Consider the following 13,484-nt stretch of genomic DNA (forward strand, 5'->3'; position numbering starts at 1 on the left):
AATAACCTTACGCAACCCGGGACGGTGCCTCTGTCCCGGTTTTTTTTGGTCCGGGTTTTTCTTTGCCCCCAGGCACCGCCATTGCCTTCAGTCTCGCGGACAGCCGATCGCCCAGAAAATCATACAGCGCACGGATGCGGGCATTATGCTGAATGTCCGCATGAGTTACCAACCAAACGTCCAGCATCAATGGCTCGGCGTCTTTCAGATCAATTTCCACCAGATCAGGATATTTCTCCCAGGCGGGATTAGACAGAAAACCAATACCGATCCCCCGATTGATGGCTTCGTAATTGGCCAACATGCTGTTGCTGGTAAGGACCAGGTTGAGAGGCTGAAACATGCGATAGATTTTCCAGACCTCGGGATGGTGCATGAGCGATTCTTGTAGACCGATCCCCAGATGATCCTTGATATCCGCCAGCCGTTCCGGCTTTCCATATTTTGCGATATAAGCGGGGTGAGCAGCCAGAAAATTGGCCAAAGCACCGATCTTGCGGGCAATCAGGTCCGGCTGCCGCGGATAGCCGAGCCGGACGGCAACATCCGCTTCCCGGCGCAACAGGTCCCGGGGCGCCATGTCGATGTTGAGATCGACGGAAATGCCCGGATAGGTATCTCGAAACTCGGTCATCAGTTCCGGCATCCAGTATGTACCGATAAATTCCGTGGTGGTCAGGCGCACGGTGCCTTCCAGGCGCTTGTTCTGTCCGGTCACCGCCTTTTCCACATCCAGGGCCCTTTCTTCCATCTGTTCCACCAGGGTGATGATTTTCTCCCCGGCTTCGGTCAGCACCAGCCCTTTCGGCAGGCGCTGGAACAGCTGGCTGTCCAGGCTTTCTTCCAGCGCCACCAGTTTGCGGCTCAGGGTCGGCTGGCTCATATTCAGGCGCCGGGAGGCGGCGGACAGGCTGCCGCTGTCGGCAATCACTTTGAAAATCTTCAGCGCATTCCAGTCCATCCTCACCTCCATTCATATTTGAATAGGTATTATTACTATATAGCAAATTGCTATTCAATATGTTTATGGATTATGGTGCAGCTAAGAATAGGAGATTTTGCAATGACTACCGGATTTACACGACATACACTGGCTGCCCTGGTCCTGGCCGGCGCCTTTTCACTGGCCTCTCTCGCCCCGGCACAGGCCGCGGACCTTTCCGCCGCCTCCCTGCTGATGCACGGCGGCAAGGGCGAACTGCACGAACTGGCGGAAAAAAACATGGCCGCCGGCAAATATAAAAAGGCCCTCAAGTACCTCAAGAAGGCATCCAAAAAACCCATGGACGGCGAAATGCGCAGCCGGATCTACTCCGATATCTGCGCCGTACAGGCCTTGAATAACGAACTGGAACAAGCCCTGGCGAGCTGTGACAAATCCCTCAAATATGATGACAGCAACTGGAAGGCCATGAACAACAAGGGCGTTGCCCTGACGGCCCTGAACAAGAAGGAAACAGCCCACAAGCTGTTCACGAAAGCTCTTGAAATGAGCAACAAGAATGAGATTATCCTGGCCAACCGGACCGAAGCCGCCAGCAACATGTAATGCGAGGCTGATATCTTCCCAGGCTCAGGAAGCCCGATCAGGGGAAATCCGCAACCATCCTGGTTTCCCCTGTTATACCCACAGACTGTGACCCGGCCCTTTCCCAGAAGGCGCCGGGTTTTATTTTATCCGCGGTTGGCGGCGGATCTTGCCACGTCGAGGAAATAGCTTTCGGTAAACATGGAGCCCTGCGTCTGCCGGACGACACGACGTGCCGGGAAAGTAACACTGACCGTCGTGCCAAGCCCCCATTCACTCTCGATCCCGATTTTGCCTTCATGGAGTTCGGCAAAAGCCCGCACCAGGGACAAGCCGAGACCTGTGCCCTGGTGCTCCTTGGCATAACTGTTGTCCACCTGCTGGAAGGGATTAAGCACCTCTTCAAGCTCTTCCTCATCGATTCCTATACCGTTATCGGATACAGACAACACACAACGGCCCTTTTCATCCAGCCGGGCAGAAATGACAACCTCGCCGCCGGCTGGTGTAAATTTGACAGAATTTGACAGAAGATTAACCAGGATCTGAATGATCATCCTGTCGTCCGCAATCAAGTGCGGCATGGTTTCCGGAATATGCTGATGTATCGTGATATTTTTCTTTCTTGCCTGAGGGGCAATCAGTTTGCTGGCATGTTCCGCCGTTTCAATCAGATCGACACTCTTTTCATCCAGTTCCATATGCCCGGCCTCAACCTTGGCCAGATCAAGGATATCATTAATAATATTGAGCAGATGATGGCCGCTGTCCCTGATATCCCCTGCATATTCCTTCATTTTTTCTTCCCGGTTCATGCCGATGAAATCACTGGTGAGTATTTCGGAAAAACCGATGATCGCATTAAGCGGCGTGCGGAGTTCATGACTCATATTGGCCAGGAATTCAGACTTGGCCCGGTTGGCGGATTCCGCTGTTTTTTTCGCCCGGGCCAACTCTTCCAGAAGCTGGTTTTTCTCGATCTGATAATCCACAACCCGCTTCAGGCTCCGGCTCAACTTGCCAAGGGAATCGTCGGTGGCAGGGGGGATTTCCACATCGGTATTGCCCCGTACAATCATGTTCAATGCGTGGGAAACCTGCCTGATCCTCTCAAGCACCCCGACACGCAGGAGATAATTGCCGAGAATCCAGACGGCCGCCGCGCCCAAAATGGCGAAAAGGATACTGTAGGTCCGGATGGTATTTTCCTGGAGCCGGACCAGTTCTTCATCGACATATACCCTCAGGTGTAACTGGTCGTTATAGGGTTCCCCGGCAATATTGAGCGACAGATCCAGCGGCCTGATATATTCGGCGAGCTTTTCGCGCTGGTCCGCATCATAGAACAGATCCTGGAAGATAGTTTGTCCCTGGTCATTGAGGATATGGAGATCCCCTTTAATGATTTTCGCAAGTCCGGAAAATACGATCAGGGGTGTGGTTACAATCACCAGCCTGGTTCCGTTCTCCTGCGGCTGATGGTACAGGTGATAAGGCACCCCCTTATCGGATCTGCCATAGAAATCCTTAGAGACGACAGGATCAAGGCTCTCAACTATCTCCTGGAGTCTGCCCTGTGCTATTTGTGCCGAGACGAAATCGTTCAGGTCCCATGCGCCGATCACTTCATTCGAGCGATCATAAATTCTCAGCGTCGCCATATTGTGATGTTGGGCGTCATCCTCGAATACAGCCATTCGTTCCGCCAGATTTTTTTCGACACCTGTCCTGTCCTGCAACTGGTCTGTGGTCAGGTCGAAGAAACCCGACCTTGAGAGAAATTCAAGGAAATTCCGGAGTTTTTCCTCACTATGATCGTGAAGTCGGTCCCTGACCATAACCCGCAAGAGATATTCCGTGCTCTCCTGCGACCTGCCCGAAATGAAATCTGTATAGTTCTTGATGGAATAAAAATGAGAAAACAGAAACATCATCGCCATCATCAGCATCAGGATGAAGAATACTGTCCTGACCTTCAAACGCCGGAAAAACCGGCCAATTCCCTGCGATAGCTCGTGGTTGTCCATACTCACTTTCCAAATTGGACCCCCCAACTACAAATACGCTGCAACATGCACTGATCCCAAACACCGGTAGTACAGTCACATTAGTTAGGCTATAATCATATATGGATGAATTGATAACAAGACGTTAACAAAATGCTAATCGCCCAAGAAAGACGACATCGGTTCCCTGTCTTCACCGATTGAAGACAATGCGGGGAGCGAACCGGTCTTTTCAGAAGTTGCTAGACGGCAAAAGATATTTCAGAGCGGATCCCTGACACCACCAACGTGTCGGCTGTCTGGTAGGCGGACACTTCAGGAACGGGTTGCTGGGCGGTAACTTGACCGCGCCCTCCCTGCGGCCCCAGCGCAGCCTGGCTTTCTTCTACCTTCTGGGCGCTCCGCTCCGCCTGGGCCTTGTTTTTGGCGGCCCGGGCCTGGGCCGCAACCTTGCGATCCTGGGCGGAAGGTTCCGCCGGCGCCAGCGCGGCGGAAACAATCTGGTCCATTTTTTCGACCGTCGCTTCCGGGTCGCCTTCGACCGGCGCCGCATTGATAGGGACTTCGCCGCTGACGGCGTAGCGCTTGCCGTCGGGGCCGGTCTGATATTCAAAGGAGGCGGAACCGGCATATCGTCCGCCGGCGGCTTTATGGGCCTGTTCATGAGCCCGGATTTCCCGGTCTACCTTCCTGAGCTCTTCGACCTTGGCTTTCTCTTCCTCGCTCAGGGCCTGCTGATCAATAGCGTTGGAGGTTGCGGAAGGCTTGTCCGAAGGTTCGGCTGCAACAGCATGAGCGCCGTCACCGGCGTGCGGCGCGTGATAGATTGCTGTCTGGACTGGTGATACCGAACCGATCATGTCTATCCTGTTGTCAAACTCTCAGACTGGGCAGGGTAGCACGGAATGCTCAATAAATAATTAACAATATGTAAACAACGGCCCGGGTCATTCCCCCGGGGGCGGCATATCTTCAGGCGGCGGCGGAGGCATGTCATCACCGAAAGGCGCCGGACCACCGGGGCCGCCGGGACCACCCGGTCCACCGGGTCCGTCAGGACCGCCCGGTCCATGGCTCCAGTCAGGATGAGCCTGCCGCCATTTTTCCAAATTGCGGCGGGCTTGTTCCAGAACGGATTTTCTTTGTTCAGGGGACATCTGTAGCAGCCCATTGATCAGGCTTTCCTGGAAGCGGCTGATCTGCTTGAGTTGCAGTTCACTTTCCCTGTGCAGCAGTTCGTCCAGCTTTTCCTGATCAATTTGGTCTGATGCAAGAAGTTCCATGATTTGCCGGTTGATGCCGGCAATTTCACCCATTGTGTCCCTGAACTCTTCTCTCTGTCCCCTGAAAAACGCCCGACGCTGATCCGGCGGCAGATATCTGGTCAGGGACGCCAGGCTGGACTTGATGTGCGGCCTTCTCTCCATCCGGTCAAAGTCCCTGCCCTCGCGGGAGAAAATAAACCCCGCCAAAAAGGCGTTCACAATAATGGATGCAAACAAAAGGATATGGACCCATTTGTTACTCAAAATCTTCTTCATCAGCTGTTATCCTCCTGCTCGAGAAACTCATTACTCAGCAGCAAATAATCATTCACGGCCAGGTCATAGGCGACCAGGTCAATGCTATTGTCAGACGGCGTTCCAAAATAGATGCCCGCGGCACAGGCCAGGGCCAGACCAGCCATGCGTGGCACCAGATACTGCCAGAACTCCAGATCACGGATCGCCCGGAAAAGGGAGACAGGCGCCTGTTCTACTTCATGGGGCACACGCATCAGCCTGTCGACCAGATCCCTTGACAGGTCCGGGTCGGTGTGACGACCGTAAAGGTCGAGATATTTGTTCAGGTCTTTTTCATCCATCATCCTGTCTCCTCGAGGAGATCACCCTTCTCCTTCGACAAAATCTCCGCCAGTTTCCGGCGCCCCCTGACCAGCAACGCCTCCAGGGCGTTCACGGAAACTTCCAGTATTTCTGCGGCTTCCTTGTTGGACTTTCCCTGGAGATAGCAGAGGATCACCGCCGACCTCTGCCGCTCCGGCAGTTTATCCAGCGCCTCGGCCACCCGCTCGGCACGCTGTTTTTCTTCCAGCAGGCCGTCTGCCGCCTGCTCGTCGCCTTCCACTTCTGTGGCCTCGGACAGATCGACGGAGGGGCGACGCTTTCGTTTCACATCCAGGCACAGGTTCATCACGACGCGGTAAAACCAGGTGGTGAACCTGGTCTTGCGGGACGGGTCCCAGTTCGCGGCGTGCTTCCAGACCCGCACGAACGCCTCCTGCATCACGTCCTCCGCCTCATGGGGGTTGCCCAGAAGCCGGGTGGCAAAGGCAAGGTTCATCCGCAAATGACGGTCCATCAATATTTTATAGGCCGTACGATCCCCGTCACCGACCCGCAGGATCAGTGCCTCGTCCGTTATCCCCGACTGTTGTCGTTCATTGTCTTTCGTCGCGACCATACGGCCTTATACCATTTCAGATCTCACAGGATAATACGCGGCGGATCAAAAAAACCTGCGTAAATAAAAACGCCGACTGAAAAGCCGGCGTTTTCAACTCGATATCTGACGTCGCTTATTCCACAATCCAGGTCCGGCCCTTGCGCAGCAGCGCGTTAAGCGACGGTTTGGGATTTGCCGCCTGGGCCTGGTCGATCTGGGCGTGCACCGCGGTTTCATAGCTTTCCGCCGGATTGCAATAGATCACGCCAACCACCACCGGAATGTCCGGTCCGTGCAGGTCGACCAGCATGCGGGCCAGGTTGAGGTTGGTCTCGTCATGAACCAGAATGTCGTCTTCAGTAATGCCGTTTTCCCCGATGGTCACCACCTCAAGCCCCATGGTCCGGGCATTAAAGACCACACCGCGGTTTTTCTCTTTTCCGAAGATCAGCTTCTCGCCATGCACCGCGTGGAGCTGGCGGTCGGCCGCCACTTTCTTGTCGGTGAAATGATCGAACGTACCGTCATTGTACACGATACAATTCTGGTAGATTTCGACAAAAGACGCGCCCTTGTGCTCTTTGGCCCGGGCCAGGATGCCGGGCAGGCTTTTCAGGTCCGTATCCACCGCCCGGGCGATGAAACGGGCTCCGGCGCCCAGCGCAAAATGACAGGGGATCAAGGGGGAATCCACAGAGCCCATCGGCGTAGATGGGGTATGGGTGCCGACTTTGGAGGTCGGCGAATACTGCCCCTTGGTCAGGCCGTAGATCTCGTTGTTGAACAGCAGGATCTGTACATCCACGTTGCGGCGGATCACGTGCATGGTGTGGTTGCCGCCGATGCTGAGCCCGTCACCGTCCCCTGTGATCAGCCAGACATCCAGCTCCGGATTGGTCAGCTTGACGCCGGTGGCGAAGGCCGGGGCACGGCCGTGAATGGTATGAAAGCCGTAGGTTTCCATATAGTAAGGGAAACGGGAGGAGCAGCCGATCCCGGAAACAAATACCGTGTTATGTGGGGTCGCGCCGATATTGGCGAGCGCGGTCTGCACGCCCTTGAGAATGGCATAGTCACCGCAGCCCGGGCACCAGCGCACTTCCTGGTCGGTGGCAAAATCCTTTGCTTTCAGTTTCACCTGTTCCGTCATTTTACTTCTCCCAGGGCTGAATGAATGGCGTCCTCGATCTCGGCGATCTTGAAGGGCTGGCCAGTGACCTTGGTCAGCGAGGTTGTCTCCAGCAGATACTGGCTTCTGAGCAGGGCATTCATCTGCCCGGCATTCATTTCCGCCACAATAACATGGTCATAGGAGTTCAGCAGCTCCTCCAGATTGCGCGGCAACGGCCAGATATTGCGGATATGGATATGGGAAACATCATATCCTTCCTTGCGGGCCTTGTTCACCGCCTGGTGAATGGCGCCCCGGGTGGAGCCCCAGCCGACCACTGCCAGCTTGCCGCCCTCAACACCGGTGGTCACATCCTGTTCGGGGATGTCGTTGGCGATATTGGCGATTTTGTCGCGCCTGACATCGGTCATCTTCTGGTGGTTTTCCGGATCATAGGAAATATGGCCGCTGTCGTAACTCTTCTCGATGCCGCCGATGCGGTGCATCAGGCCTTCCGTCCCCGGCTTGGCCCAGACGCGGGCCAGGGTTTCCGGATCGCGCAGGAAGGGATGGAAGCCTTCCTTTTCGGTATGGAACTTGACCGGGAACGGCTCCAGCTTGTCCACATCCGGGATCTTCCAGGGTTCCGCCGCATTGGCGATATAGCCGTCGGACAGGACCATCACCGGAGTCATATATTTGGTGGCGAGGCGAACCGCTTCGACCCCCACATCGAAACAGTCAGCAGAACTGGACGTGGAAATCACCACCAGCGGCGCATCGCCATTGCGGCCCCAGACCGCCTGGAACAGGTCGGACTGTTCGGTCTTGGTCGGCATGCCGGTGGACGGACCGGCGCGCTGGATATCGACGATCACCAGCGGCAGTTCGGTACTGATGGCAAGACCAATGGCTTCGGTCTTGAGCGCGATCCCGGGACCGGAACTTGACGTCATACCAAGGCCGCCGGCAAAGGACGCGCCAATGGCGCCGCAGACGGCGGCAATTTCATCTTCGGCCTGGAAGGTGATGACGCCAAAATCCTTGAGCCCGGACAGGGTGTGCAGCAGCGGCGAGGCCGGAGTAATCGGATAGGAGCCCAGCACCAGTTGCAGGTCGGCCAGCTGGGAGCCGGCCAGCAAGCCCCAGGACAGGGCCTGGTTGCCGTTGACGGTGCGATATTCACCCGGCTCCTCATGATACTTGCCGATATGAAACTGGCGGATATTGCCGGAAATCTCGACGGTTTCGCCATAGGCATGGCCGGCATTGAGCGCGGCGATGTTGGCCTCGGCAATTTCAGGTTTCCTGGCAAATTTGTCATTGAGCCAGTCGATGATCGGCTGACGCTTGCGCCCGAACATCCACAGCACCAGACCAAGAGTCCACATATTCTTACAGCGTAGCGCATCCTTGTTGCCGAGACCGAACTCCTTGACCGCCTCCAGCGTCATTTTGCTGATATCGATCTTCTCGATCCGGTAGGTGGCCAGCGACCCGTCTTCCAGGGGATTGCTGTCGTAGCCGGCCTTGCTCAGGTTTTTCGCATTAAAGGCGGATTCATCGACCAGGATCAGGCCGCCGGTTTTCAGGTTGGCGATATTCACTTTCAGGGCGGCCGGGTTCATGGCCACCAGCACGTCGGGGGCATCACCGGCGGTGGACACTTCGACGGAACCGAAGTTGATCTGGAAGGCGGAAACGCCGAAGGTGGTGCCGACAGGGGCGCGGATTTCGGCCGGGAAATCCGGGAAAGTCGACAGGTCACTGCCTTCCAGCGCCGTGGCCACCGAAAACTGCGTCCCGGTCAGCTGCATCCCGTCACCGGAATCGCCCGCAAAGCGGACAACGACAGATTCCATTTCTTCCAGGGTTTCATTCCCAACTGCAGCAGTAGCTTGCCCGTCCATCTTGATATCCTTGTTCTTCTGTTTCCCGATCGGGGAAATGAAAATTGTTCCCTGATATATGGGCAAACGGCCCGGAAAGCAACATGACAGACATCAATGCAGTCCGGTATTTTTACTCACACTGGTCATTAAAGCAGAAAATTTATTTTTTCAAGATTTAATGTAAAATATTTTAATAAACACTATTTTTATGTTTTATTTATCCTATCCCTATATTTTATACGGCCAAACGATCGCCGGACATCGGCCGTAAAAAGATTTTGGCGTTCCATTTTACATCTTTTTATCTAAGATGCCCGCATGAAAAAACTCACACCCGCAAACGATGCCGTTCCCCCTCAGGACCGCGCGCTCTCGCGCGAGATGTGGGCCATTGCCGTCCCCTCCATCCTGGCCAACATCTCCATTCCCCTGCTGGGGCTGGCGGACAGCTTCATCATGGGCCACCTCGAGGGACCGGAGTATCTCGCAGCCCTGGCGCTGGGCGCCATGATTTTCAGCGTCCTGTATAACGGTTTCAATTTCCTGCGCATGGCGACCACCGGCTTTGCCGCCCAGGCCTATGGGCGGGAAGACGCCCGGGAAAGCAGCGTTGTCCTGTTCCGGGCAACCTTCCTGGCCCTGGTGATCGGAGCGCTGCTGATCCTCGCCAGCCCGCTGATTACGTCACTCTCTTTCCAGCTCACCGCCGCCGAGGCTCACGTCGAGGATCTGGCGGACAGCTATTTCAATCTGCGTATCTTTGGCGCGCCCTTCGCCCTGTTCAACTTTGTCGCCGTCGGCTGGCTGCTCGGCATGCACCGGGCGGGCGATGCGCTGCTGGTGCAGATATTCATGAATGTCACCAATATCGCCCTCAATATCTATCTGGTCTATGGGCTGGGCATGGATGTGGACGGCGTTGGCCTGGGCACCGCCCTGGCCGAATTTCTCGCCGCGTTCCTGTCCGTCTTCCTGATTTACCGGCAATACCGGCGCTACTTCGGCAGGTCGCCGTTCAGACGCTCTGCCCTGGCCGAAATCCTGAATAGTGACGGCCTGACCCGCCTGCTGAAACTGAACCTGGATATTTTCATCCGCACCCTGTGCCTGATGGCCGCCATGGCCAGCTTCACCATCCTCGGATCACGATACGGCAGCGCCATCCTCGCCGCCAATGCCATCCTGATGGAACTGCAGATGCTGACCTCCTACGGCCTTGACGGCTTCGCCCAGGCGGCGGAAATCCTGGTCGGCAAGGCCACCGGCCGCAAGAACCCCAACGCCCTGCGCCGGGCGGCCCTGGTCTCCGGCAAATTCGCTCTTTATGCCGCCCTCGCCTATGCCCTGCTCTATGCCCTGCTGGGCTCGGGCATCGTCGCCCTGCTCACGGATCTGGACACCATCCGGCTCGAGGCCCGCCATTATCTGTGGTGGCTGATTTTGCTGCCGCTGTTCTCGGTGTGGAGTTTTCTGTTCGACGGCATTTTCATCGGCGCTACCGCCGGCGCCCATATGCGCAACGGCATGATCCTGTCGGTGCTGTTTTACGCCCTGTGCCTGGCAATCACTTTGCCGCTGTGGGAAAACCACGGCCTGTGGTTCAGCTACACCGCCTTCATGGTGATGCGGGCGCTGACCCTGATCCGGCATTACCCGGACATAGAAAAAGCCGCCTCCAGGGGCGGCCTTTCCAGCTGATCTTTTTAGACCCTACAGGACGTCCAGCACGGCTTCCGGCGGACGGCCGATTGCCGCCTTGCCGCCCTTGATCACGATGGGACGCTCGATCAGCTTGGGATGCTTGACCAAGGCGTCCAGCAGCTGGTCTTCGCTCAGGCTGTCGTCATCCAGACCATTGTCCTTATATTCCGCTTCCTTCTTGCGCATCAAATCGCGGGCTGAAGACATGCCCAGCATCTTCAGAATATCGGCAAGCTGTGCCTTGGTGGGGACATCCTTGAGATACTCCACCACTTCCGGCGCGATTCCCTTCTCCTCCAGCAGCGCCAGGGTCTGGCGGGACTTGCTGCAACGGGGATTGTGATAGATGGTTACTGTCATTTTTTCCTCCTGCTGTTTTTCCTTATATAGCTGAAAGAAAATAAAAATCCACCCCGGCTGACGCAGATCAATGAAATGGCTATTGAGAGTGATTATTATTTTAGTTGACAATAATTATTAATTACATCATATTTTCTTCGATGGTTTGGGAGACTCGAGATGTATATCTGCATTTGTAACGCTCTGAAAGAATCCACCGTGCGCCAGGCCGCCAGGAACTGCGCACCGGATACCCACATTTCCGACTTCTATGAAAGCATGGGAGTGGAGGTTCAGTGCGGTCAGTGTACGTGCAAGGCTTTGGACGTTCTCGAAGAGGAAGCCCGCCCCTGCCAGGTGGCCTGATCACACCGGCCCCGGCTGCTAATGTTTTTCATTATTAGTATAAAAAATCATGTAATATCAATAGATTGACTGAATAATCCCGCCACTGTACACTGGCTCCAACCACCATGCGCAGGAGAAAACAATGCAGGGCGACAAAAAAGTCATCGAATATCTCAATAAAATTCTCAAAAACGAACTCACCGCTATTAATCAGTATTTTCTGCATTCCCGCATGCTCGGCGACTGGGGCCTCAAGGGTCTTGAAGAGCATGAGTATGAAGAATCCATCGACGAGATGAAACATGCGGATGAGCTGACCAAACGCATCCTGTTCCTGGAAGGTCTGCCCAACCTGCAAAGCCTCAATACGCTGCGAATCGGTGAAAATGTCCGGGAAATCTTTGAAGGCGACCTGGCCTTGGAAATGGACGCCATGAAGGACCTGCGGGAAGCCATTCCCTATTGCGAATCCGTCAAGGATTACATCAGCCGGGAATTGCTGGAAGACATCCTGGAATCCGAGGAAGAGCATGTGGACTGGCTGGAAACCAACCTCAGCCTGATGGACAAGGTTGGCGAACAGAACTACCTGCAGTCCATGATGAAAGACGGCGACGACTGATCCGCCACTGAATTACCGGCAGCCCTCTACTTGTGGGCTGCCCCGACCGCCTGTGATATTTCCGAATATCCGTCTTCATAAAGACAGTCGCGCAATTCCTTCTTGATGGACCGGACCAGCCCCGGCCCGTGATACACCAGCGCGGAATAAAGCTGCACCAATGAAGCGCCGGCCCTGATTTTCTCATAAGCCTGACGGCCGTTGCTGATACCGCCGACCCCGACCAACGGGACCTTCCCTTCGGTCAGCCGGTACATATCCGCGAGGACGCCCGTTGAAAAGTCGAACAGGGGCTGACCGCTGAGCCCGCCGCTCTCCTCCCGTTGCGATGACTGCAGTGTATCGCGCAGTCCCACCGTGGTGTTGCTGACGATCAGGCCGTCGATATTATGCTTGACGATTATTTCGGCAATATCCCGTTTCTCATTCTCATCCAGGTCAGGCGCGATCTTGACCAGCAACGGCGGCATGATCCTGAACCGGCTGGTGGCAGCCTCCCGGGTCTCCAGCAGCCTGGACAGGAGTTCATCCAGGGCCGCCCTGCCCTGCAGCTTCCTGAGGCCGGGCGTATTGGGAGAAGAGATATTGACGGTAAAATAGTCCGCCAGGCCCAGCAAACGGTCCAGACCGGTCACATAGTCCTGGATCGGATCCTCGCTGTCCTTGTTGGCCCCGATATTGGCCCCGACAATTCCTCTCTTGTCCAGCTCGCGGCGGCGGGCCAGACGGATGGCATAGGCTTCCAGGCCACGGTTGTTAAACCCCAGACGATTGATGACAGCCTGGTCTTCCTCCAACCGGAAGATACGCGGCTTTTCATTTCCCGGCTGCGGCCGCGGGGTTACGGTTCCTGTTTCCACGAAGCCAAAGCCCTGGGCCAGCATGGCGTCGGCAACTTCCGCATTCTTGTCGAACCCCGCAGCAAGGCCTACAGGATTGGGAAACTCCAATCCCCAGAGCTTGACCCGCAGGGCGTCATCGTCCTTTTCATGTGATGAGGGGACCAGCCCGGCTTTCAACAGTTTAATGGAAAGGCCATGGGCGGTTTCCGGCGAGAAGGCAAAAAACAAGGGTTTTGCCAGCGAATATAAATCCATTTATGTCCTCAGAGCGGAATGATATGCCTACCGTTTTGTTCCAGTTCCAGGTCGTCGACCCGAACCACGCCCCCCAGGGGCAGGTCGGCATAATAATGGGGAAATTTTTCATTGTCCCGCGAAATTTCCCATTTCAGGAAACCGGGCACAAGTTTTTGCTGATCCAGGGAAAGCAGGACCAGGTCTTTGCGGCCGTGAAAGTATTTTTCCAGGGTGCCGGGCACCTGCGCAGCACTTGAAAGATGAATATATCCGCTCGACTGGTCGAGGGAGGAACCGGCAAAACTTCCTTGAGAGCGAAAGACGGCCCATTCCTCCCGTGTCATTATTCTATACAGGAAGGACTGTGCCATCTTTTCGGAACGATCTTAGCCGGGCTGCCCGTTTCAACTGCG

Annotated in this window: 15 protein-coding genes; 4 read left to right on the top strand and 11 right to left on the bottom strand. The window is 55.5% G+C overall.

The genetic code is table 11. The features are described 5' to 3' along the window. Positions 1 to 7: 7 nt before the first annotated feature. Positions 8 to 961, bottom strand: coding sequence for a LysR family transcriptional regulator (locus FIV46_RS09630; protein ID WP_181163171.1), 954 nt, complete (start codon positions 959 to 961; stop codon positions 8 to 10). A 102-nt stretch (positions 962 to 1,063) separates the two neighbouring features. Here FIV46_RS09630 and FIV46_RS09635 point away from each other — a divergent pair, with 102 nt between their 5' ends. Beyond that, a complete protein-coding gene (locus FIV46_RS09635; RefSeq protein WP_139940715.1) occupies positions 1,064 to 1,549 on the top strand; it encodes a tetratricopeptide repeat protein in 486 nt (161 codons plus the stop codon). A gap of 125 nt (positions 1,550 to 1,674) precedes the next feature. Here the strand turns inward: FIV46_RS09635 and FIV46_RS09640 are convergent, their stop codons facing one another. The 7 genes from FIV46_RS09640 to FIV46_RS09670 form a co-directional block, all read right to left on the bottom strand. Further along, entirely contained in the window at positions 1,675 to 3,555 is a 1,881-nt protein-coding gene (locus FIV46_RS09640) for a sensor histidine kinase (RefSeq protein WP_139940716.1), read from the bottom strand. A 221-nt stretch (positions 3,556 to 3,776) separates the two neighbouring features. Beyond that, positions 3,777 to 4,394 carry a putative metalloprotease CJM1_0395 family protein gene (locus FIV46_RS09645; RefSeq protein WP_139940717.1) on the bottom strand — a complete coding sequence of 206 codons (618 nt, stop codon included), beginning with the start codon at positions 4,392 to 4,394 and terminating at the stop codon, positions 3,777 to 3,779. Between the two features lie 87 nt (positions 4,395 to 4,481). Further along, positions 4,482 to 5,075, bottom strand: a complete 594-nt coding sequence (locus tag FIV46_RS09650) for a periplasmic heavy metal sensor (protein WP_139940718.1) — start codon at positions 5,073 to 5,075, stop codon at positions 4,482 to 4,484. Continuing rightward, a complete protein-coding gene (locus FIV46_RS09655; protein ID WP_181163172.1) occupies positions 5,075 to 5,398 on the bottom strand; it encodes a hypothetical protein in 324 nt (107 codons plus the stop codon). Before FIV46_RS09655 ends, FIV46_RS09650 begins: the two co-directional genes overlap by 1 nt. Then, the gene (locus FIV46_RS09660; protein ID WP_139940720.1) at positions 5,398 to 5,997 is read right to left on the bottom strand and encodes an RNA polymerase sigma factor; all 600 of its coding nucleotides are present in this window, start codon (positions 5,995 to 5,997) and stop codon (positions 5,398 to 5,400) included. The genes FIV46_RS09655 and FIV46_RS09660 overlap by 1 nt, the downstream gene beginning before the upstream one ends. Before the next feature lie 115 nt (positions 5,998 to 6,112). Then, positions 6,113 to 7,129: a 2-oxoacid:ferredoxin oxidoreductase subunit beta gene (locus FIV46_RS09665; protein ID WP_139940721.1), complete on the bottom strand. Its 1,017-nt coding sequence runs from the start codon at positions 7,127 to 7,129 to the stop codon at positions 6,113 to 6,115. Beyond that, the gene (locus FIV46_RS09670; protein WP_139940722.1) at positions 7,126 to 9,000 is read right to left on the bottom strand and encodes a 2-oxoacid:acceptor oxidoreductase subunit alpha; all 1,875 of its coding nucleotides are present in this window, start codon (positions 8,998 to 9,000) and stop codon (positions 7,126 to 7,128) included. Before FIV46_RS09670 ends, FIV46_RS09665 begins: the two co-directional genes overlap by 4 nt. Before the next feature lie 300 nt (positions 9,001 to 9,300). Here FIV46_RS09670 and FIV46_RS09675 point away from each other — a divergent pair, with 300 nt between their 5' ends. Next, positions 9,301 to 10,680: an MATE family efflux transporter gene (locus FIV46_RS09675; RefSeq protein ID WP_139940723.1), complete on the top strand. Its 1,380-nt coding sequence runs from the start codon at positions 9,301 to 9,303 to the stop codon at positions 10,678 to 10,680. A gap of 12 nt (positions 10,681 to 10,692) precedes the next feature. On the opposite strand, the gene arsC is transcribed toward FIV46_RS09675, so the two are convergent. Beyond that, a complete protein-coding gene (arsC, locus tag FIV46_RS09680) occupies positions 10,693 to 11,043 on the bottom strand; it encodes an arsenate reductase (glutaredoxin) (protein WP_139940724.1) in 351 nt (116 codons plus the stop codon). Between the two features lie 159 nt (positions 11,044 to 11,202). Between arsC and FIV46_RS09685 the strand changes: the two genes are divergently transcribed. Both FIV46_RS09685 and bfr read left to right on the top strand, forming a co-directional pair. Continuing rightward, positions 11,203 to 11,388 carry a bacterioferritin-associated ferredoxin gene (locus FIV46_RS09685; RefSeq protein WP_139940725.1) on the top strand — a complete coding sequence of 62 codons (186 nt, stop codon included), beginning with the start codon at positions 11,203 to 11,205 and terminating at the stop codon, positions 11,386 to 11,388. Between the two features lie 124 nt (positions 11,389 to 11,512). Then, complete coding sequence (bfr, locus tag FIV46_RS09690; RefSeq protein ID WP_139940726.1) at positions 11,513 to 11,992, top strand: bacterioferritin; 480 nt, start codon at positions 11,513 to 11,515, stop codon at positions 11,990 to 11,992. Between the two features lie 26 nt (positions 11,993 to 12,018). Here the strand turns inward: bfr and FIV46_RS09695 are convergent, their stop codons facing one another. Together FIV46_RS09695 and FIV46_RS09700 are read right to left on the bottom strand one after the other, a co-directional pair. Next, on the bottom strand, positions 12,019 to 13,089 hold the full coding sequence (locus FIV46_RS09695; RefSeq protein WP_139940727.1) for a quinone-dependent dihydroorotate dehydrogenase: 1,071 nt from the start codon (positions 13,087 to 13,089) through the stop codon (positions 12,019 to 12,021). An 8-nt stretch (positions 13,090 to 13,097) separates the two neighbouring features. After that, entirely contained in the window at positions 13,098 to 13,415 is a 318-nt protein-coding gene (locus tag FIV46_RS09700; RefSeq protein ID WP_139940728.1) for a DUF952 domain-containing protein, read from the bottom strand. Between the last annotated feature and the right edge of the window lie 69 nt (positions 13,416 to 13,484).

This window comes from Emcibacter nanhaiensis, from assembly GCF_006385175.1.
Taxonomy (GTDB): domain Bacteria; phylum Pseudomonadota; class Alphaproteobacteria; order Sphingomonadales; family Emcibacteraceae; genus Emcibacter; species Emcibacter nanhaiensis.